16 protein-coding genes are annotated in these 18,807 nt (G+C 42.3%); 9 read left to right on the forward strand and 7 right to left on the reverse strand.

Annotated features, from left to right (window positions below; genetic code table 11):
• From AC23ME_RS05895 to AC23ME_RS05905, 3 genes are read left to right on the forward strand one after another with little or no spacing between them, the layout of a single operon-like run.
• On the forward strand, positions 1 to 1,875 hold the full coding sequence (locus AC23ME_RS05895) for a hypothetical protein (protein ID WP_487726832.1): 1,875 nt from the start codon (positions 1 to 3) through the stop codon (positions 1,873 to 1,875).
• Positions 1,856 to 2,362, forward strand: coding sequence for a hypothetical protein (locus AC23ME_RS05900; protein ID WP_487726833.1), 507 nt, complete (start codon positions 1,856 to 1,858; stop codon positions 2,360 to 2,362). Before AC23ME_RS05895 ends, AC23ME_RS05900 begins: the two co-directional genes overlap by 20 nt.
• Positions 2,346 to 2,696, forward strand: a complete 351-nt coding sequence (locus tag AC23ME_RS05905) for a hypothetical protein (RefSeq protein WP_487726834.1) — start codon at positions 2,346 to 2,348, stop codon at positions 2,694 to 2,696. Before AC23ME_RS05900 ends, AC23ME_RS05905 begins: the two co-directional genes overlap by 17 nt.
• A 21-nt stretch (positions 2,697 to 2,717) precedes the next feature.
• Here AC23ME_RS05905 and AC23ME_RS05910 read toward each other — a convergent pair whose 3' ends face one another.
• Entirely contained in the window at positions 2,718 to 5,162 is a 2,445-nt protein-coding gene (locus tag AC23ME_RS05910; RefSeq protein ID WP_487726835.1) for a P-loop NTPase fold protein, read from the reverse strand.
• 326 nt (positions 5,163 to 5,488) lie between these two features.
• The gene (locus AC23ME_RS05915) at positions 5,489 to 6,352 is read right to left on the reverse strand and encodes an RteC domain-containing protein (RefSeq protein WP_487726836.1); all 864 of its coding nucleotides are present in this window, start codon (positions 6,350 to 6,352) and stop codon (positions 5,489 to 5,491) included.
• 386 nt (positions 6,353 to 6,738) lie between these two features.
• Here AC23ME_RS05915 and AC23ME_RS05920 point away from each other — a divergent pair, with 386 nt between their 5' ends.
• Positions 6,739 to 7,350: a Crp/Fnr family transcriptional regulator gene (locus tag AC23ME_RS05920; protein WP_487726837.1), complete on the forward strand. Its 612-nt coding sequence runs from the start codon at positions 6,739 to 6,741 to the stop codon at positions 7,348 to 7,350.
• Between the two features lies 1 nt (position 7,351).
• Here the strand turns inward: AC23ME_RS05920 and AC23ME_RS05925 are convergent, their stop codons facing one another.
• The gene (locus AC23ME_RS05925; protein ID WP_487726838.1) at positions 7,352 to 8,188 is read right to left on the reverse strand and encodes a hypothetical protein; all 837 of its coding nucleotides are present in this window, start codon (positions 8,186 to 8,188) and stop codon (positions 7,352 to 7,354) included.
• A 183-nt stretch (positions 8,189 to 8,371) separates the two neighbouring features.
• On the opposite strand from AC23ME_RS05925, the gene AC23ME_RS05930 reads away from it, so the two are divergent.
• The 5 genes from AC23ME_RS05930 to AC23ME_RS05950 all read left to right on the forward strand — a co-directional run bounded on the left by AC23ME_RS05930 (position 8,372) and on the right by AC23ME_RS05950 (position 10,943).
• Positions 8,372 to 8,764: a hypothetical protein gene (locus AC23ME_RS05930; protein WP_487726839.1), complete on the forward strand. Its 393-nt coding sequence runs from the start codon at positions 8,372 to 8,374 to the stop codon at positions 8,762 to 8,764.
• Positions 8,765 to 8,766: 2 nt separating this feature from the next.
• Complete coding sequence (locus AC23ME_RS05935) at positions 8,767 to 9,375, forward strand: cyclic nucleotide-binding domain-containing protein (protein WP_487726840.1); 609 nt, start codon at positions 8,767 to 8,769, stop codon at positions 9,373 to 9,375.
• A gap of 3 nt (positions 9,376 to 9,378) precedes the next feature.
• Positions 9,379 to 9,966 (forward strand): cyclic nucleotide-binding domain-containing protein, encoded by a 588-nt coding sequence (locus tag AC23ME_RS05940; protein WP_487726841.1) that lies wholly within the window; start codon positions 9,379 to 9,381, stop codon positions 9,964 to 9,966.
• A 187-nt stretch (positions 9,967 to 10,153) separates the two neighbouring features.
• Positions 10,154 to 10,627, forward strand: a complete 474-nt coding sequence (locus tag AC23ME_RS05945) for a MauE/DoxX family redox-associated membrane protein (RefSeq protein WP_487726842.1) — start codon at positions 10,154 to 10,156, stop codon at positions 10,625 to 10,627.
• A 19-nt stretch (positions 10,628 to 10,646) separates the two neighbouring features.
• Positions 10,647 to 10,943: a hypothetical protein gene (locus tag AC23ME_RS05950; protein ID WP_487726843.1), complete on the forward strand. Its 297-nt coding sequence runs from the start codon at positions 10,647 to 10,649 to the stop codon at positions 10,941 to 10,943.
• A 93-nt stretch (positions 10,944 to 11,036) separates the two neighbouring features.
• On the opposite strand, the gene AC23ME_RS05955 is transcribed toward AC23ME_RS05950, so the two are convergent.
• From AC23ME_RS05955 to AC23ME_RS05970, 4 genes are all read right to left on the reverse strand, one after another.
• Positions 11,037 to 12,533 carry a TlpA family protein disulfide reductase gene (locus AC23ME_RS05955; RefSeq protein WP_487726844.1) on the reverse strand — a complete coding sequence of 499 codons (1,497 nt, stop codon included), beginning with the start codon at positions 12,531 to 12,533 and terminating at the stop codon, positions 11,037 to 11,039.
• Positions 12,534 to 12,538: 5 nt separating this feature from the next.
• Positions 12,539 to 13,858 carry a RagB/SusD family nutrient uptake outer membrane protein gene (locus tag AC23ME_RS05960; protein ID WP_487726845.1) on the reverse strand — a complete coding sequence of 440 codons (1,320 nt, stop codon included), beginning with the start codon at positions 13,856 to 13,858 and terminating at the stop codon, positions 12,539 to 12,541.
• Positions 13,859 to 13,940: 82 nt separating this feature from the next.
• On the reverse strand, positions 13,941 to 17,471 hold the full coding sequence (locus tag AC23ME_RS05965; protein ID WP_487726846.1) for a SusC/RagA family TonB-linked outer membrane protein: 3,531 nt from the start codon (positions 17,469 to 17,471) through the stop codon (positions 13,941 to 13,943).
• A gap of 181 nt (positions 17,472 to 17,652) precedes the next feature.
• Positions 17,653 to 18,756: a FecR family protein gene (locus AC23ME_RS05970; protein ID WP_487726847.1), complete on the reverse strand. Its 1,104-nt coding sequence runs from the start codon at positions 18,754 to 18,756 to the stop codon at positions 17,653 to 17,655.
• Positions 18,757 to 18,807: the final 51 nt, after the last annotated feature.

The following is an 18,807-nucleotide window of genomic DNA, read 5'->3' on the forward strand; positions in this document are numbered from 1 at the left end:
ATGAACGCCTTAGAAAAGTTTTATATCACATTAGACCAAAGTGATTGGGATGTAGCTCAGGAACAGGAAATCAACAGCGCATTACAGACGGTCAACGCCGAGTTGATTGAAACGGGACTAGCAGCGGAACAGCATTTTGCCGAGATCGACCGGCAAGCTTTTCTCTTTAGTAAAATGGACAAAAAACTTTCCTATCGAGCTGCTGGTAAAAAGACGATGGAAGATGGCTCTGAAGTCGATTTCGAATGGCCTGATATCCGTGAGTTTGACCAAAAGGATTTTGATTATTTATACAACAGGTTTCAAACTGTCAAAAATCTTTATGCAAAGTCTGAATACGGTCTAGTCTTATTCTACTCGAAAAAGCAACAGAATAATGATTTTGTGGTCAGTTTGGTCAAAACCCTGTTTGAGCTGGCCAAGCGCTATTTTGATAAATCAAAAGGTGGAGGAAAGAACCACTATGTTATCTATGCCCGCAACGTACTTTCTAATGCCCTTCACATCGCATCCAGCAGAAAGTCCGCTGCCGAAATCAATAACGTATTCCAGGAACTGATCACCTATACCGCTGATCTGCACAAAAATTGGGACCTGGATCATTTCTCAACCCTGCGGTCAATGATCGATCTGAGCAGATTAGCCGCGGAGTATTTTAGGGATTTCAAGGGCAGTGTTAATATACAGGCATTTATAGATAAAAATTGGGAGGCTGCCCAAGTTTTAAGTAAGGATAACCCTTGGGGGGCGATCTACGTCACTGACGCCTCGATCAATCTCAGCAGGAAACTGAATGCCGATGTCGCGAAACTTTCCCACTTTAAAGCCCAACAATACGAGCAAATGGCCGATGCAAGGCCAAATGATCTGGCCGCCGTTTCCTTCATAGAGAAAGCGATGGAAATCCAAAAGCATCTGGGCAATCCAGCGGAGCTATTACGGATTCAGCAGAAATATCAAAAAGTACGTTCAGAATCCCACCTTAGCGAAATTCAGCAAGAGTTTCCAGAAGATGAAGGCAAACGGCTAAGGGAGTTGATCGAAAACGAAGTTGCTACAAAAAGTGAGCACGAAATCATCACGACCTTTTCCATCACCCCCATGATTCCCCGATTGGACTATATCAGAAAATCTAGCGAGGAATCTTTTAAGGCCTCGACTTTGATGAATATGCTTCCAGGAAGCATACAGGATAAGTTCGGCAACACCATTGCGCAGTATAATACCGAAGAGGAAAGGAATCATTTCTCTTTCCTTCGAACCTATGAGTTCCATCTCCAGATCGCCCTGCAAACGCTTGCGCACTACCTGCTTGAAGCCCTTCACAAAGGCAAGTTGTCTAAAGATGGTATCATGCAGTTCCTAGAAGATAGTTGGATGAGCGTACCAGTCAGCCGCACCCACAATGGGATGGAAATTGACTTCAGCTACCTCAAACTTTTAGCTCCCGGTATTCATTCGTTCTTTGACGAGTTGCAAAAATGGGAAGCCGATAAGACCTACGAACCCAATTTCGTGCTTGCCACCGATAGCTTGGTACTAAAGTCGGAATATTTATTAAGGGAGATCTGCACCTTTTTGGCCATCCCCACTTTCAAGCCAAATCCCAAGCAGGTGGGCATTATCATGGAGAAAACCCTGGATAATCTGTTAGATGACCTTAAGGACAAGATAGATGAGAACGACCACCAGTTTATCAAGTTTGTATTAACGGACAAAGCGGGATATAACTTGAGGAACAGGATAGCCCACGGACTGATGGACAACGTCGATTACAGCTTGGAGTCTGCCCTTCTGGCGCTGTTGATCATCCTGAAGTTGAGCAATTATCAATTTAAACAAGCGTATAAAAACGATGTTGACACTAAAAATTAAGCCCTCTGGCGATGAACAGCTCCTAAAGTACAGCATGGGAATTATCGCTGGCTATTTAGCGGATTATGATAAAGTGATGAGTACCAGACCAAGTTACTCGGAGCGGACGAACACCATTACCTATCTCGAACTCCAACAGGAGATTGATGATTTTATGGCATTGAAAAAGGACTGGGACGGCAATGATGCCTATGTGATATCTCCCATAGCCGCTGCCGTCGCACGAAGAACATTAACACAACTAAATACAGACGGTCTATTATCCTCAGAGATAGCGGTCAATGTTTTTCCGATGAGAGATGGTGGAATACAGTTTGATTTTGATGGAGAAGAAATGAGCTCGGAGCTGGAGATCGACCCAGATGGGCTGATGCATCTTTTATTCTATGACGAAGACGGGGAACTTTTGGATGAACCCTATAAGTTATTTCAGGCTGAAGAAATCAAATGTCTTTTAGAGAATTACATATATGGCGTATATTATTAGCGCAACTGACAAACTATATCGGAGGATACCAAAGGGCAATCCAAACTGCTGGAAAATTATAAAAGGCAAAAAAGTCCTTTCCAGTTTCAATTTCAAAACCCGAAAAGACGAAGATGGGCTTTCGGTCAACATCGCCAACCTAATTACCCCCGCCGAAATTGCTGTAAAAAGCCCCGATAATGACCTTGCAGTCTTACTGGCAGCTGTCCCAATGAACGAAGGGTATAAAGTTTACCAAAAAGGCAGAAATGCTTCCCATGCAATCATCGAAGGGGATACCCGACCGATTGCGAAGAAATTAGCAAAATCGGTCATCGAAGTTATTCCCCTTTAACTAGTACAATCTACCCAAAAGTTATTGCCATTTATCTGGAGTCAGGTGTTTGAACCTCCATCTCACACCACTCGGCTGTACCGATTTATATGCTTGCAGAAACTCATCAAATTCCGAGTAACATTCGCTACTCCTGTCAATCTGATCCGCAGATTTGACCCAAGCTTCCAATTCCTCCAAGTTATCGAAATAAAATCCCCAGCGATCCTTATCAAGGACATAAAATTCGCTTCGGGGAGTGACCTGCATGATCAATCTGCCAAGTGCACAAACCTCAACGTTTTTCTTCCAAAAATCAACACCAATTACTTGTGCCAGCGGATTTTTCAGAGGCCTTTCATGTTCGCTATCGTAAGTTCTCACATTATGCAACAATGACCAGAAATCATCGTTCAAGGTTCCAACCTCGTCTAGGTATCGCTTAAAATATTTAAGAGTAAAGGCGGCAATTTCTTCATTTGGCAATGGAAAATCGATATACCTTTCCAATACCATCATGATCAGATAACTTTCAAAGGTCATAGGAACAGGTACATTTTCCAGTATCATCCTGACAAATTCTAGATACTCCTGTTCTGAATCATATACGGAGAACGTCCCATTTTTGAACGCATTTTTTGGCTGGCCCAAAATCTTGGTAAAATAGTTAAAATCGAAACTATACACGTTGCCAGCTGCCGTATACTCCCTACCGATCTCCATCAGTGCCCTGATATGGTTCTCGAACTCCTGACGCTCGGTGAAGGTTTCGACCTTCATCAATTTATCTATGAAAGCACTAGTCCTGTTTTCTTTCTTCCATTCCTCGATCTTCTCCTTATAGGTTTCATAATCCAATCGTCGATAGGTTTCGAATTCCTTTGATGACAGATCGCCATTCAACAGTTCAAAAGCGAAATATTTATAGAAATTACTTTCCTTGGCGAAAGCGAGGTATCTCAGGTTTTGTTGCTGCCCGATGTCATATCGTTCTGGGTTCATTAGATCTTCGATCAGTGCTTTGATCACACGCACATCATTAGGACTCAAAGCATTTTCTTCCTCAAGCTTTGAAAGGAACTGATAAAAAATTGGTTCTTGATCATCTTTTGAAAGACCAGCGGTATTTTGCTCAGTCATGTCCATCATACGCAAAAATTCTTGGCGTTGACTGTCAATCAGCTCCTCATGTCTTTTTCTGAGTCTATTGTACCGGTCGCCATATTTTGCATCAGTAATAAAAAATACTGCACTATGATCGAACAGCGTCTTGAATACGACGGGATACCTTGCCTTTAAAAGTTGTAGCAGATAAAAGTCATAGAGCAATACCTCTTCCTCCAAGCCCTTTATTTCGAACAAGATAGAATTGGCCAATCGTATTGCCACCCTGTGCGTTTGGACAATCTCGTTGGTCAGGCTGATGCCCTTTGGGGTCCTGGCATCTATCACGCCATCGATCTGATCGTGCAATATTGGTGCTAGGCCACCACGAAGGAGCTTCTTCATATAGGTTCTGATGATACCTGCCTCGTACATCGGCAAAGTGAATTCGAACTGGAATATCTTCTCTAAAAATGAACTATAATTGGAGGTATTGAAAGATTTCACGGCTTCAAGAATATACCTTGGATCATAGGCCACCACGTAAACCAAATGGTCAAAATTCGCCGTATTCCTGATAATCCTTAAAACTTCTGTAATCTCTTTGCGGTCCAATCGGTCCAGATCATCTATAAAGATGATGATCTGCTTTCCGGTAGCCGCAATGGAATCATTGATGGCATCATAGATCTCATTCTTATTGGGCTGTTCGAACAATTCTCCAAAGGCCTGTAGTCCTTTAGCCAACAAACTATCATCGATCTGCGTCAGGGTCTTGGCATAGGTATTTATGTTACTGGAAAGATTGGAATCATACCTTCTGAGCTCTGAAATCATTAACTCAAAAAAATCCTCTATGATTTTCTGCGGACTAGAGCTACGCCATGGATTGAAATGTAAAATGATCCTGTTTTCCTTATCCAGAGCTTCAAACACCATATTCGTGAAGGAAGTCTTTCCAGATCCCCACTCTCCGGTAATTCCTATCGCCAAAGAGCCCGAGGCTTCCACCGCTGGCTTTGACTGTATTTTTTCTGCGATCCTTTGGGCAAATTTCTGTCTGTTCAACAGATCGTCCGCACCAGCGGTAATTGGAACATCCACTAAAAATGGTGATTCCTGATAAATGGGTTCCTTTACCTTTGAAAATATTTGGATGATCAGCACAAATAAAGTAGCACCAACAGCCAAGCAGAGTATATCTGCATAAGCTAACCAAGGAATAGATTCAAAGAGCGTAAAATCATATTTGTTATCGAACAATCTATAGTGAAGATAGGCCGCCACAAAAAACAATTGGGGTAAAAACCAGTCCGCATTTACCAGATAATCTCTCCTCAGGCCCTGATATAGATTACGCCCAATCCATAACAAGGCAAGCAAGGCAATTAGATCGGTCAGTAGACTAGTTTTAATCGTCGCCAGAAAATCCCAGACCAGCCATTGATCAAATTTATCCTGCAAAACATCACGAAAAACAACTACCGAAAGAAACGGCAACATCAAATAGATTATCTTTTTCCGGGTCAGATATTGCTGAAACTTTAAGACATGCTGTTTGAATAGTCTTCCAAAGCGTTTTAGAAATAGGAGCATAAGCGTTAACTTAATTCATTACCAGATGCAATGGTAGGAAATCTTTAGTTAACCATCAACAGCTTGTATCATAAAACATTGGAATAGCGGCAAGGATCGCTCTAGGCTATATGCTAAACTGATTTGGGTCTGAACTCATCCTCATCATCTAATTTCTTGATCACTGCATGGGACATCTCTTCAATAAACTTTGTCCTGCTCAGTCTTTTTCGCTGCCGGATTTCGGCAAGCCGTCGATAGGGCCGGCCCAAATTGACCTCAAAAACATCTTCTAATTCCTTCACGATATCAATAATATTGGCCTTACCTTCGTTCAGCTGCCCCGTACAATAAAGACCATAGGCAATTTCCAGCAGATTGATGCTCTCTCCCGTCCATTTGAGTTTCTTGGCTCGTGCCTGTCCAATGGTTACAGGCGATAGCCCATCCAGTCCAAAGATTTGTTGTTGTATCCATGAAGCCAGTTTTTCAAGCGCCATAAATTTGGCAAAAAGGTAATCTCCCTTGGTGGCGAAGGTCGGATCTGGCTCGACGACGTTGGGCATCAGAATACTCCCTCCCTGTGCACTGCTCCTTAAAAAGAAAAGCTGATCAAGCTCACAAGCCTCCATCCTGTAATACTGGTAATGGAAATCGTGCAGGCGAAAGAAACGTTCTATATTCCTAATCTCCCCCAGCAGAAAATCGCGCTTCTTCTTTTCTCCCTCTTTTGGAATCCAAGACTCTACGCTGTAACGTTCAAAAGCATAGATTTTCCAGCAATAGAATTGCGGTTTGAACTTTTTGAAGAATTGGATTTCGGCAGCATCGGAAATAAAAGGATTCTCTAGGACGTATGCCTTTAGCTGAACCAAGGATGTTTCAACGACATCAATCGTCTGTTTTAGTTTTTCGATCGGATTCAACTCTTCAAAGGCAATCCTACCCATTTCATTTTCGAGCGTTTTTAGCTGGTCTTGAATAACATCATGTATCATAAAAAAGAATCTAAATACAGCCATCCCTAGCCCGTACACTGGCCATAACTTTTACTCAGGATGTCAAAAAGTATCATTGTACCATACGCTGATTTATTGATTAGCAGATACAAAGTTCCGATAACGTCACCAAGATCAAGTTGACAATTATTAATGTTTTCATTTTCTAAAATGAGTTCCAACGCGCACGATAGCCAAACATTCTAAATTAACCGTGATAATTATCACAAAATGATGTACTTATCAAAAGAAGCCCAAGCCAATTAGTAAATATTGACTGATAAAAAGGGAGCAAATGTCCCAAAATGCGTGTGATCAAAACATCTCAAAATATTGGGCGTTAAAAAATGGTAATCAACAACACCCTAACCAAAAACTTAGAAATCATGGAAACCAATGAAACTGACAGTTCATCACTGCTCCAGCTCCTAGGCAGCGTTGGACCAACATCTGCCGAGTACCAACAACGCCTGGCCGAACAATTAGTCACCGAAAATATTCCTGCCAGACAGCACCTTCTTAGAGAAGGCGAAATCTGTCGCAAACTATACTTTGTAGAATCGGGATTGGTCAGGTCTTACCATTTGGACGACTATGGTAACGAATGTACCAACTGGTTTTTGGCAAATGGCGACCTTGCCTGTGCCGTAACGAGTTTCTTTGAGCAGAAACCCTCACTAGAGAATATCGAAGTATTACAGGACAGCATCTTGGTCTCCATTACTTGGAATCAATTAAATGCACTATATGCGGACTTCAGCGAAGCTAACCTGATAGGAAGGATCATCACCCAAAAGTACCTGGTCTTCGCAACTGAAATCTACATGCAGCGACACACCCCTAAGGTTATGGCACGATATTCAAATCTATTGAAACAGCATCCGAATATAGAACTAATGACCACACAGGTCAACATTGCTTCCTATCTGGGCGTTACCAGGGAAACCCTCTCAAGGCTAAAAGCAGAAACTATCCGCAATCGCGAAAAGCAAACCTAGCTCAATCTGCGCTACCTTCTTCCAAAAATCCCTCGTACCATGCCTTGAATTCTGGAGATCTTCTCCTGGAAACAATGATCTCACAGGGAACTGGAATATTCAATCTAAGCAGGATGCGTTTCACTGGAATAGATTCCAGCTCATCAATTGCCAAACGATGTACCATCCAGTGACGCTGCCCACTATAATAATCATTGGCCCCCAATCGTTTTAGCGAAGCATTGATCGGCTCGACCCAACCCGTTTTATTTCCTTGGAAGTCATAGGCGAACAGTCCCTCTTCACACTTCAGTATCAGGGCGGGTGCATCCATCTCCCCTAGGGACGTGGATTCTGTCTTGGTCTTTTTCTGTACGACCAGTCGAACGGTGTGTTTCACTTTCGGGTTTAAATTCATAAAATAGATGATATGTCCAAGGTTGATGACCAATATAAAAAGGACAATATCCCCAAATAATTTTCTAAAGAAGGCAGTTTCGGGCAACCACAGGCCATGTAGGGCAAACAATGCAGCTGCCAAGACAAGTTCTAGTGCCAGCACCATCACAAAACCGTATGCGAATTGTCTGATCCCCCAGTTGAAAGTCAAACCCTGACCACCATAGGTCAGAGATAACCGATAACTTACCGCATAGATGACCAACTGGAGTATCAGGGCGATCAGGCCGCTGTAGCCCACGGAATAATAGTAGGAAGGTATAGCCAATAATTCGGACCAGGTTTCCCTTCGACCATGGCTAACAATAAAATTTCCCGCCAGTAAGGCCACCAGGATAAAGACCACCAATTTACGTAGGAAAAATTTCGAGCGGAGATGAGCGGTAAGTTTTTTCAGCATATCACATGGCGTTAAGTAAGTAGCTAGCCGAACAGGCCCAAATTAACAAAATTCCCTGAAATGACCACTCGGAAATTTTGAAGGCACCACTCAGAAAATGACCTTCCAAAAAATTTCCATCGATCAAATAGTGCCTTTATATTGCCCAAAACAACAAATGGTCCCATTTAAAATCAAATCAACATGCAAAAACAACCTTTCAATGAAAACGGACTTCAAGCCATCCTACTTGAGCTATACGCCTTAACCGACCAAGAACTCCACGAGCAGGCTACCGCCCTTAAACAGCAACCCAAGCTCTGGATCAACGACCGCTTCGAGCTGAACATTAGCCAACTGACCTATCTGGAACAGATGCCCCTATCCATAGCCTCCTTTATTGGCGACCAGGGGAGCTTTGCCATAGGCAACCGCCTACCAGTAAGCCTTAACAAGGAGGGCGATGCCACCGGAGACGAAGACAAGCTCTTCAAGCCAAAGAGCAACCTCTCCATCGAAACAGATAATGAAGGTAATATCATAGCAGGTGGAGACCTGTCTATCGATATTACCTATGTCAACAAAACTAAATCCTAAAGATGAAGACAGTCGACATAAACCTTATCCTAGATGGATTGTCGGCGATCAGCAGCTGCCATAACAGTACCAAATTCCTGTTTGGCAGCTGTTTCACCGCCAAAGAAGTCAAAAAGGGAGAACTCTATCCACCCACGGTGGAACGAACACTGAACTTTTTGGCCAGCGGAATGTTACACGAATATTTTGAAACGACACCCCGCCAAAAAAAACCAACTGAGCTAAAACATAGTTCCGTCAAAAGCATCCGGTTTCATCGGACAGGTCTTTTCTTTCCCATACTACCCACTACCCATCACAATGCTCCCAACCATATTTCCGCCCTGGACCACAGCGTAGTCTATCAATGCAGCTACGCCCAGATTATCGACTGCTATCATCGAAATGCGGAAATCGCCGAACTTTTCCTCCACCTGCTCGACCAGTGGACCCATAGGATCAACCAAGAGATCAGCCTGCTATACGAAGAAACCGCCCTGCTACGCTACCAAAAGTTTAGGGCGCTGAACGATACCGCACACCAAATCCCACAAAAATATATTGCCAGTTACCTGCACATCAGCCGTAAACATCTAGGAAGATTAAACCGACAACTGCTCAAAGGAACATAGGACATGGAATTCAAGACCAAGAACATCAACGAGCTGCTATCCCTGCTAAAAAATTGGCTCCCCCTATCCGAGGACTTCGAAGGTGCGCTACATCAATGCATGGAGCTACAGCTCGTCAAGGCAAAAAAAGAACTGACCATCCTCTCCAAAGACATCCACTACGCCTGGTTCAGCGTCGACTGCTGGATTGCAGAATACCGAACACTCACCACCGGGAAGGAGGAAGTATACTCCATTTACGGCCCGAAACAGATCTTTACCGACATCAACAGCTTTCTCACAGAGACCGATTCCAACCACAAATTTATGATCATCAGCGGAAGTAGGCTACTGAGCATCGAACGCCGCAATTTCCATTATTTAAGAACCTTCCAGGAAACAAATTTCTTGTTAGAACACTACATGCTCCAACAATGGGAACTCGACAAATGGCACTCCGAACTGATGACTTATTCCGACTATGAGAAAGTCAACCATTTCGCCAAACAATACCCAATAAATGAGCTGCCCGCCAAAGTCAGCTCCTCTTTCCTAAGAATGACCCCCTCCCGATTCAGTGGAGCGAGATTACAATTCAACAAAAACAAGTAACTCAAAACCAATGCATTATTATCCTTTCGGATATTTTTTATACCAATAATGGTGCTGAACTTTGGGTAAACAAAACCAAAGCAACAAGAAAGGAGGTCTGTGACAACGATCAGAAAAGCAAAAAATCGGGCCAATCGCCCAAGGTGGCAGATTCCACCACACCGAAGTATAACCAAATCATAAGACCATGAACAGCACCAGTATTACCGCAAAACGGCCGTTTCTGCAATGGGACCAGATCAAGCAGCTCCTGATCCTAGGCATCAAACTACTTTGTATATTTCTCCTAGTCTATACCGCAAAGGAAAAACTAGCAGACCACGAGAGATTTTTTAAAGGCTTACAGAAAATCCAATTCCTAAAGGACTATGCCCTAACCATCAGTTGGCTGGTACCCATCAGCGAAATAGCCATTGCCGCAGTAATCATCCTCCCATGGACCCAAAAAATAGGACTATACCTCTTCACCATCATGATGAGTATATTCACGCTATACATCGCCTCGATGTTACTTTGGGCAGAAAAGAAACCCTGCCATTGCGGGGGAGCCATAGAAACGCTCACTTGGGGACAGCACCTAGTGTTCAACATCGGTTTTATCCTGATTGCCATCTTCGGCATCTACCTCCACAAAAACAGCAACCGAAAGACAAAAATTTAAACTAATAATCAATTAAGAAATGAAAAATTTAAAAAATTTCGCATTTGGACTGCTAGTGGCAGTTCTTGCAGTCGGCTTCAGTGCATTTAAACCACAAGCTAAAAAACTAAATTACATCTATCAACACGTTGATGGAAAGTATGAGTTACGTAATGCTGGAACAGTTGAGTCATGTAACTCGATTTCCTCTCAAGTGTGCCAGATTACTACAGATACCGACATGGGGCCTAATTTCCAACCTCAGGATCTTCCACAAGACTGGGAGCCTTACAATGATAGCCCAAATGGAGAATATCTAACGAATTCAAACGAGTAAGGTTATAAATCCAAAAAAAGAGCTGCCCATATTGGGCAGCTCTGAAATTCCTTGCTAATGTAAACAGTTACCTATAATCTTTTAATGTCTAATTTATTTATGTTTACGTATTAGCCTATCTATGCCGTCAGGTCCCAACATAGCGGGATGACTCACATTGAGGGGAATATTTCTGCCCTCCTTATCAAAAATTAATAACTGTGGATAACCTGTAAAATTATAATTCTTAATCAATGGATGTCTAGATCCCAGACCTTCCGTATAAAGGTTCAAATGACCTGAAAAGGTGTAAATGCCCTTTCGTAACCCAGCCATCCAAGACTTTTTAGTTGGATCGACGCTGACAGCAATAAAAACCACATTCGTGTCTAATTTATATTTTTTGACCACTGGTGATAAAACTTCTTTCATCTGTGCACAACCAAAACAGCCGTTAAACCAAAAATCCATCACCACCAATTTACCCCTGAAATCTGTCGACTTCCAACGCCTACCAACTACATCGGGAAGATCAAACTCGAATAGTTTCATTCTTTCCTTCTTCCAATTTTCAAAAGCTACTATGTATTTCCTACTCTTAAGCTCTGGAGCAATTCGGTCAATCAAACTTGTATTCACCTCCTGCTTTAAAGCCATAAAATAGACGAGAGACAGCTTAAGTTTTTGGTTTAGTTCTCCGGTATATTTATTATTGAAAACGGTGTAAAGATCATGAGAACTATAAGAATTCTTAACTGTATCTACATTTTGTCCAAAAATTAAATTTATACGTTCCAACTCGAAGATATAATCAGTAAAATATGCTGAATTAGCCAATCCTACGGTGTCAACTACAAACTTCTCTATTTCCGAGTGGTACAACTTCGAAAATTTCCTTTTGGCAATCAGCAGTTTATCCCTGTTAAAATCATACATGGCCAAGAGATAGCTGATAGACTTCAATTTAGCCAACCCTAAACAATCGAGGTAAACTCGCCTATAGACTTCATTTGAAAATTGTCCTCTGTAGGAATCAAGGATCTTGAGCTGCAAATCTACCATGTGATATTTAATGACCTCCTCCATTTCCATTCCACGTTCAATTTCCCCACTCCTTGCCAGTGAAAATGCCCTATCTGTTGCTCCAGAGGGTCTATAACTAATCCGATAAAGCTCATTTTGACAATTGATTCTATCTGCACCCTTACCAATTGCCCGGATGGAATTGAGCTCAAAATTGAGCTTGAGTTGGCAGCTATCTCCCATAGCCAACAAATAAAGTTCTTTTACCCCACCGGTAGAAAGTATATTTTTCTGCGTGTTCACTGATCGGAATTGAAATTCTGCATAAAAGAGTGAATCGGGTGCGGTAATCTCCAAGTCAAATGTTCCTTTGTCGGAAATTTTTGCTTTATATTCACTTGACAGCGAATTAACTCCAAACTTTGTATGTAAACTGTAGATATTGATGATTAAATCTGATCCTTCAGCTAACTTATCTCTAACATCTCCTTTCAAGTAAACTATCTCTGTTCTAGCTTGCGCCGTGTAACAAAAAGCTACCAATGTCACTATACTAGTGTAACACTTTATTATTTTTCTTATATCCATTATTTCTACCTTTCGTTTTGATAAATGCCACTTCTAGTTATTTCATCCATTGGAATGGGGAACACATATTTTTTGTCGTTTGGTGGCAAAACATACGTAACTCCATTAAGCGTGCGACTGAGCGTTATTTCCGCACCCAATTTGTTCAATCTTCTGATATCGCCCCATCTCAATCCCCTCCATGCCAACTCCTTTCTCCTTTCTAAAAGTACATTAGCTAAGGCTTCTTGTGAGTTTCTGGCTGAGAGTGGCACAAATGGCTGTTGGTTACTAAATCGCTTAACCAACAATTGGTTAAGCAGCTGCATTGACTGCGTATAAGCTCCCCTTCGAGCTAAGCACTCCGCCTTTCCCAAATATATTTCATTAACCCCAAGTCCGGTGAACATAAAACTATCGCCTCCATAGTAACCTCTCTTGGGGTAATAATTGCCAACCCCACGCTGTGCATAAAAAATCCGTAACCTAAGATCGTTACTGCTATATAGTGCTATCAATTCAGGAGAAACCTTGATGGTAACAGCCGAGTTTCCTACTGCCGTAGTATAGTAGACATTGGCTACCTGTTGGCAGCCGTAGAGCACCTCATCATTGACATTTGTAAAAGGTTGGGTACTGGTTTGAGAAATCTGGTTATAATCTAATAGCTTATCATAACTGACCAATACCTTGTCGGCATTCTCCTCCGCCTTAACGAAATTGGACATAGCCAAATAAATCCTTGACAGAAGAGCAAAAGCAGCTACTTTTGAAGGCCTGTTCCTGCGACTTATCTGGAATTGGGAAGTCAGCAACTGTGAAGCAAGTTGGACATCATCCAAAATCTGCGCATAGGTTTGTTTTACACTTGATCTTTGGACAATCTCATCAACATTCGGTGAAAGTCGCAAAGGGATACCATAGTCGCTGTCGGCAGAGAGCTGATCATAAGCAGGTGCAAAATGTTCGGCGAGCACAAAAAATGCATATCCCCGAATAAAATGAGCCCATCCCTTAAGTTGATTATACCGCTGGGGTTCAGTATTTGGGTCCAATTTATCTAATATAGCCAAGACATTGTTGGCATAGAATACCCCTTTATATGGTGTATTCCAATCTGGGCGTTCCTGCTCTCCCTCATATATATCCTTGGCCCAGATGTAACAGTTTCTTTCGGTAGCTGTGCCAGTAGCGTTCCATTGTGCAAAACCTAAAAACTCTATTTCGTCCGAAGACATATGTCCAAGTGCAGGGGTTTTGATCACTATATTCGTATTATCCAATAAAACCTCTAGGTCCGCAAGGCTACTAGGCATCACGATATCTGTGCTTGGCTTCGCATCCAAAAAAGTATCTGTACAACCTGCAACACATGTGACCAAAACGAGCGTCAATAACTTTTGAAGAAAATATTTTGATTTCATGTCCTTAAAAATTTAAACGTAGACCTACCGCCACAGAACTACTCGGCAACATCTGCTGGTTATCGGGATCTATTCCATTTTTATTAGCCTTCCACAACAATCCCAACTGTTGTGCGTATACGAATACCTGCATCTGTGGTAACTTGACATCTTTCATAAGCTGTTGCATATCGCAATCCAGGCGTATATCCTGTAGACGTATGTGACTGCCAGATTCTACCAATATATCAGACAGCGTATAAATTGCAGTCCTGTTTGCATTAGCTGGATAAACTAGGGCAGGAACGTTGGTAAGATTTTCATCTCCTGTATTTTTCCATCGTTCACCGTAGTCAGGCATTTTATAATTACCGCTAAAAAGGCTGCTATTATTTAGCGAGGCTCTTCTAAAATAATAACCAAATTTGTACGTGATATTAAAAGAAAGATTAAAATACTTCCAGTTGAATTCATTCCGAAAGCTGCCAAAAACCGTTGGTATTGCTGAACCTATATAAACTATATCTCCTCGTTCCGATGAATTCCGAACAGCGGTATAGTTTGTGCTTGCCGAGCCGGCAAGATATACCCTAGGTGCGCCAGCTGGATCAAGTCCTGCCCACGGAAAAGCAAAAACAGCATTATAGGGGTAGTCAACCAAGGGATTGTTAAAGTTTCCATTAACCACATCATAGTTACTACCAGCTGTAACTTGATATTCCTTAATCCTGTCGATTACCCAATTATATAACAGCGTACCTGTCCACCTGAAGCCCGAAAAATGGTGTGTAGTAGATAGAGAAACATCGACACCGTTAGTACCAAGTACCGCAGAATTCCCTACAAAACTACTTACTCCAGTCTGCGGAGCAACTGGCGCCCTACCAATGAGATCGGTAGATAGTTTACGGTAATAGGCCACATTTCCCCTGAGCAAATTATTCTTCAACGCAAAATCCAACTCCAAATTCAGGTTTCTTACCCTCTCCCATCTAAGCGACGGATTGGGAGGGTTGACAATATTTGCATAGTTACCCTGCCACGGATTGATAAATGTTGGCGCACTGGAAGTAAGATAGGCCGAGATACCTTTGTAGACATTACCACTATAACCATAGCTTGCCTTTAATGTAAGTAGCGTCAGCCAGCCCGTCCCCATAAAATTTTCTTCGGCAATTTTCCATGCCAATCCAGCACTCCATAACGGCACGCCTTTTTCATTCGCCTTTACACCGAAAATATTAGACTCATCCCTCCTGATGCTTCCAGATAAAATATAACGACCGAGGAAGTCGTATGAAATATTGGCAAATATTGAACGGTTCCTGTCCAAGGTTCCTGAGTTTTGCAATCCCATCGAAATTTGGTTGGTAGTACTGTTGTAGTAAAATCGATGGTATTTGATATAATCTATGGTCGCATTTAGATTGGTCCCAGTTGCAGGATTATAACCATATAGTGTACTTGCTGTCGAATTACTGCTCAGCTGCCCGATTTCATATCCTGCCAATGCAGTAAGTCTATGTTCGCCCCAAGCTTGATCAAAATCCACTTGCACTCTTGCCGAATTACCGACCAAATCAGTAAACCTACTATTTAATATATCTCCCAATGGAATGGGACGTGTCAGCACCCCAGTAACCGGATCTAATTGTGTCAGTGTGTTGATCTGGTTGCGCGTGCGATAGGAATTAAGCGGACTTAAGTCTTCCCTTTTTCCATCGCTACGCTGATGCTGATAGTTAGAGCTTACTTTTAGCTTTTCAATCGGTTTGTAGGCTATCGAAATATTTCCACGCCCACCAATCTCCCTTTCCTTTAGATTTGTGGAATTCTCTTCCAGCGGCCGGTAAAGCCAATCCAACAGCCCTGCCTGCTGGGCCGCTGTGGCATACTGCAAATTCAAAATACCGTCAGTTATGGGTAACGCCCTCCCACCATCTGAGATATGCTCATAGGGAAACCGATTGCTAAGCATAGAGGTATTTCGTCTGCCATACTTTTGGGAGAACTGTATAATAAAACCAATTTCTAGTTTATTATTCAATGTCATAAAATGATGGTTCGCATTTATCGTAAACCTGTCATTGCTGGCAACATTACTTTCTGGAAGTTGCCGATCATATCCAGCAGAAACCATGTACCTGTGAGTGGTCGTACCCCCAGCTATATTTAGTTGATATTGTTGTTCAGTTGGACGCGTTAGTAAGTATTCCAATTCTTCCTGTCTTACATCGAATTGTGCCAACGAATCCAACATCCTATTTTTAGAATTGAGGTCAAGCTGCCCTTTTCTTTGCGCCAACATAATTTCCACCGCGGGCGATATTGAACCAAATCCATTATTTATCGCAGCATCATATCTCCCTCTATCGAATAGGAACTGTTCCACCTCGATAAACTCGGCACTGGTCAACTGTCGCCTTGTAAATAACCTCGGTTTGCCGGATTGCTTTAGGCTACTATTTAGGCTTAGCTGTAATGGAGTGTTCGTTTTACCCTTTTTAGTAGTGATAACAATTACCCCATTACCAGCTCTAGCACCCCAAATCGAGGCGGCAGCCGCATCCTTTAATACGGTTACCTGCTCAATATCATTAGGATTGATGGTGGATATATCTCCATAGAACGGGAAATTATCAAGTACAATCAGCGGTTCAGCATCTCCATTTATTGTGCTCCTACCCCGAATAGACATAGATGACCCATTATAACCACCTCCCTGATTATTTCGATTGAAAATAAGACTACCGGTAACCCCATCCAAACGATCAAGAATATTTGCCCCAACCCCACGGTTTACCAATTCTGGCCCCACTACAAAAAAACTTCCAGTAGCCCTTTCCTTTGGTAAACTCTGATAACCAGTATTTACAACCTCGACTTGGCTTAGCGTATTTTCAGTAGCAATTAAATCAAGAGAGAATAATTCAGAGGTGGGAGCAGTGAAACTGAATTCACGGATATTATAGCCCAGATATTGCACCAACAACTCATATTTGCCAGACGACAAGGTCAATTCAAATTCGCCCTTATCATTGGTGACCACAGACATTTCAGGAGATTTGACCCTGACTAATACTCCAGCCAAAGGCTCCTTTGTTTGCGCGTCAACCACCTTTCCCTTTATCTTATCCTGTAATGGTTTCTTAACAGGAGTTACATTAGGCAAAGAAGCTTTAGGCTTTACTACAACCGTCTTATCAAATACCTGATAAGTCAGTGGCTGTCCTTTCAAACAAGCTTCCATTACCGCAATCAGGTCAGCATTTTTCACGTTAATCGTTACTCGAGACAGATCAGCAAGATCCTTCTTCTCATACCAAAAGCCATAGCCAGTCTGTTTCTTAATTTCAGCAAAAGCGATTTCCAGAGGCACCGCTTTTAGGTTAAGTGTGACCTGTACCGCATAAGTAACAAGTGAAAAAGAAAGAAATATGACGAGCGTTAATAGACGAATTAAAGTAGGCGGCCTAAAGAAACGGCCAAAGTGCCTAAAAATAGACAGCGACTGCTTAACCCCCGACTGGGAACAGCAGTTATCAAAAAAAATCATAAATTTGTAGTTTAGGGTTAGTGATGAATTGAACTTGTTGAATTGGTGTCCTAGACACCTTCGATTGATCCCCCTAAAACCGCCGGAAGTGCTTCGAACACCTCCGGCTTTTTATTGATGGGGAATTAATTAACTAGTACTAAATTTTAAAAATCTACTTCATTGGCAAATGCATTTCTATTTAAGGTTCAACGATTAGTTTCTTGGTTGGAGAGCCATTAGTTTCAATTCGGAAATTGATATCGGAATAGGATAAAATCTTCAACAGTACGGATAGATTAGATTTTCGGGAAACACTGCCATTGAAAACACGATCAGGGACCTCTCCCCTATATTCCACATCGAGATCATACCATCTTGCCACCTCACTCAGAATACTCTTCAATGAAGCATCCTTAAACTCCAACATCCCGTTTTTCCATGCCATAACCAGTTCCACATCGGCAGGCTTGATGTATCTCACACCACTACCATCGATCAAAGTCTGTAAAGGTTTCAAGACCTTTTCCACACGTCCAAATGCAGAAGAAACACGCACACTCCCCTCAAGCAAAGTAGTCGCACTCGTGCCATTATCGCCATAAGTGTTCACGTTGAAATGGGTACCCAATACCTTTATCGATTGACTTTTCGTATCCACCACAAAAGATTGGTCTTTATTTTTAGTCACCTCGAAATAAGCCTCCCCAGTAATTACCACACGACGCTCTTTCGCCCCAACAAAGGAAGACGGATAGCTAATGGATGAAGCCGCATTTAACCAAACCTTCGTTCCATCCGATAAAACCACCTGATACTGCCCACCTTTGGGGGTCGAAAGCTTCTGCGACATTTGTGATGTAATATTCTTTTCTACTACCGACCCATCCAAATATTGGACTGCCCCGTTTGAAACAGCCAAGCCCTCCTTATCTCCATTGAGCGTAAGCACTTTGTCCCCAATTTTCAGGATTGCACGGTTGCCGATCGGCGCAACGTCTTCCACCACTTTCGCTACTTCCAGATTTTGTAGGTTTTCCTCTAGTTTCCAATGCGCAAAGGCAAGTATAGATACTACCAGTGCAGCGGCAACACCACTCCATAGGTATAGCTTTAAACTACGTTTCCTGTGAATCGGAAGATTGACATATACCTCATCCTTAATTTGATCGATACGTTCCTGTGGCAGTCCCTGCTCCTGTTCGTTGAACTCCAAGAATGCCCGCTCAACAAGAGCCCTTTCCCTTTCGGTACATTGATCTTTACGATATCGCTCCAGTAAATCTTTTAGTTCCAGGTCAGCCATAAATTCGGAAATTTAGGAACAGGACGAAAAAGAACTCCATGGTAATAAGAT

Source organism: Pedobacter sp. T50_32 (genome assembly GCF_057652195.1).

Excerpts from the sequence above, each read along its gene's own strand:
- AC23ME_RS05925 (WP_487726838.1), bottom strand. The coding sequence starts at position 8,188 with ATGCTGAAAAAACTTACCGCTCATCTCCGCTCGAAATTTTTCCTACGT.
- AC23ME_RS05935 (WP_487726840.1), top strand. The coding sequence starts at position 8,767 with ATGAAGACAGTCGACATAAACCTTATCCTAGATGGATTGTCGGCGATC.
- AC23ME_RS05965 (WP_487726846.1), bottom strand. The coding sequence starts at position 17,471 with ATGATTTTTTTTGATAACTGCTGTTCCCAGTCGGGGGTTAAGCAGTCG.
- AC23ME_RS05945 (WP_487726842.1), top strand. The coding sequence starts at position 10,154 with ATGAACAGCACCAGTATTACCGCAAAACGGCCGTTTCTGCAATGGGAC.
- AC23ME_RS05915 (WP_487726836.1), bottom strand. The coding sequence starts at position 6,352 with ATGATACATGATGTTATTCAAGACCAGCTAAAAACGCTCGAAAATGAA.
- AC23ME_RS05950 (WP_487726843.1), top strand. The coding sequence starts at position 10,647 with ATGAAAAATTTAAAAAATTTCGCATTTGGACTGCTAGTGGCAGTTCTT.
- AC23ME_RS05970 (WP_487726847.1), bottom strand. The coding sequence starts at position 18,756 with ATGGCTGACCTGGAACTAAAAGATTTACTGGAGCGATATCGTAAAGAT.
- AC23ME_RS05905 (WP_487726834.1), top strand. The coding sequence starts at position 2,346 with ATGGCGTATATTATTAGCGCAACTGACAAACTATATCGGAGGATACCA.
- AC23ME_RS05895 (WP_487726832.1), top strand. The coding sequence starts at position 1 with ATGAACGCCTTAGAAAAGTTTTATATCACATTAGACCAAAGTGATTGG.
- AC23ME_RS05955 (WP_487726844.1), bottom strand. The coding sequence starts at position 12,533 with ATGGATATAAGAAAAATAATAAAGTGTTACACTAGTATAGTGACATTG.
- AC23ME_RS05930 (WP_487726839.1), top strand. The coding sequence starts at position 8,372 with ATGCAAAAACAACCTTTCAATGAAAACGGACTTCAAGCCATCCTACTT.
- AC23ME_RS05900 (WP_487726833.1), top strand. The coding sequence starts at position 1,856 with ATGTTGACACTAAAAATTAAGCCCTCTGGCGATGAACAGCTCCTAAAG.
- AC23ME_RS05940 (WP_487726841.1), top strand. The coding sequence starts at position 9,379 with ATGGAATTCAAGACCAAGAACATCAACGAGCTGCTATCCCTGCTAAAA.
- AC23ME_RS05920 (WP_487726837.1), top strand. The coding sequence starts at position 6,739 with ATGGAAACCAATGAAACTGACAGTTCATCACTGCTCCAGCTCCTAGGC.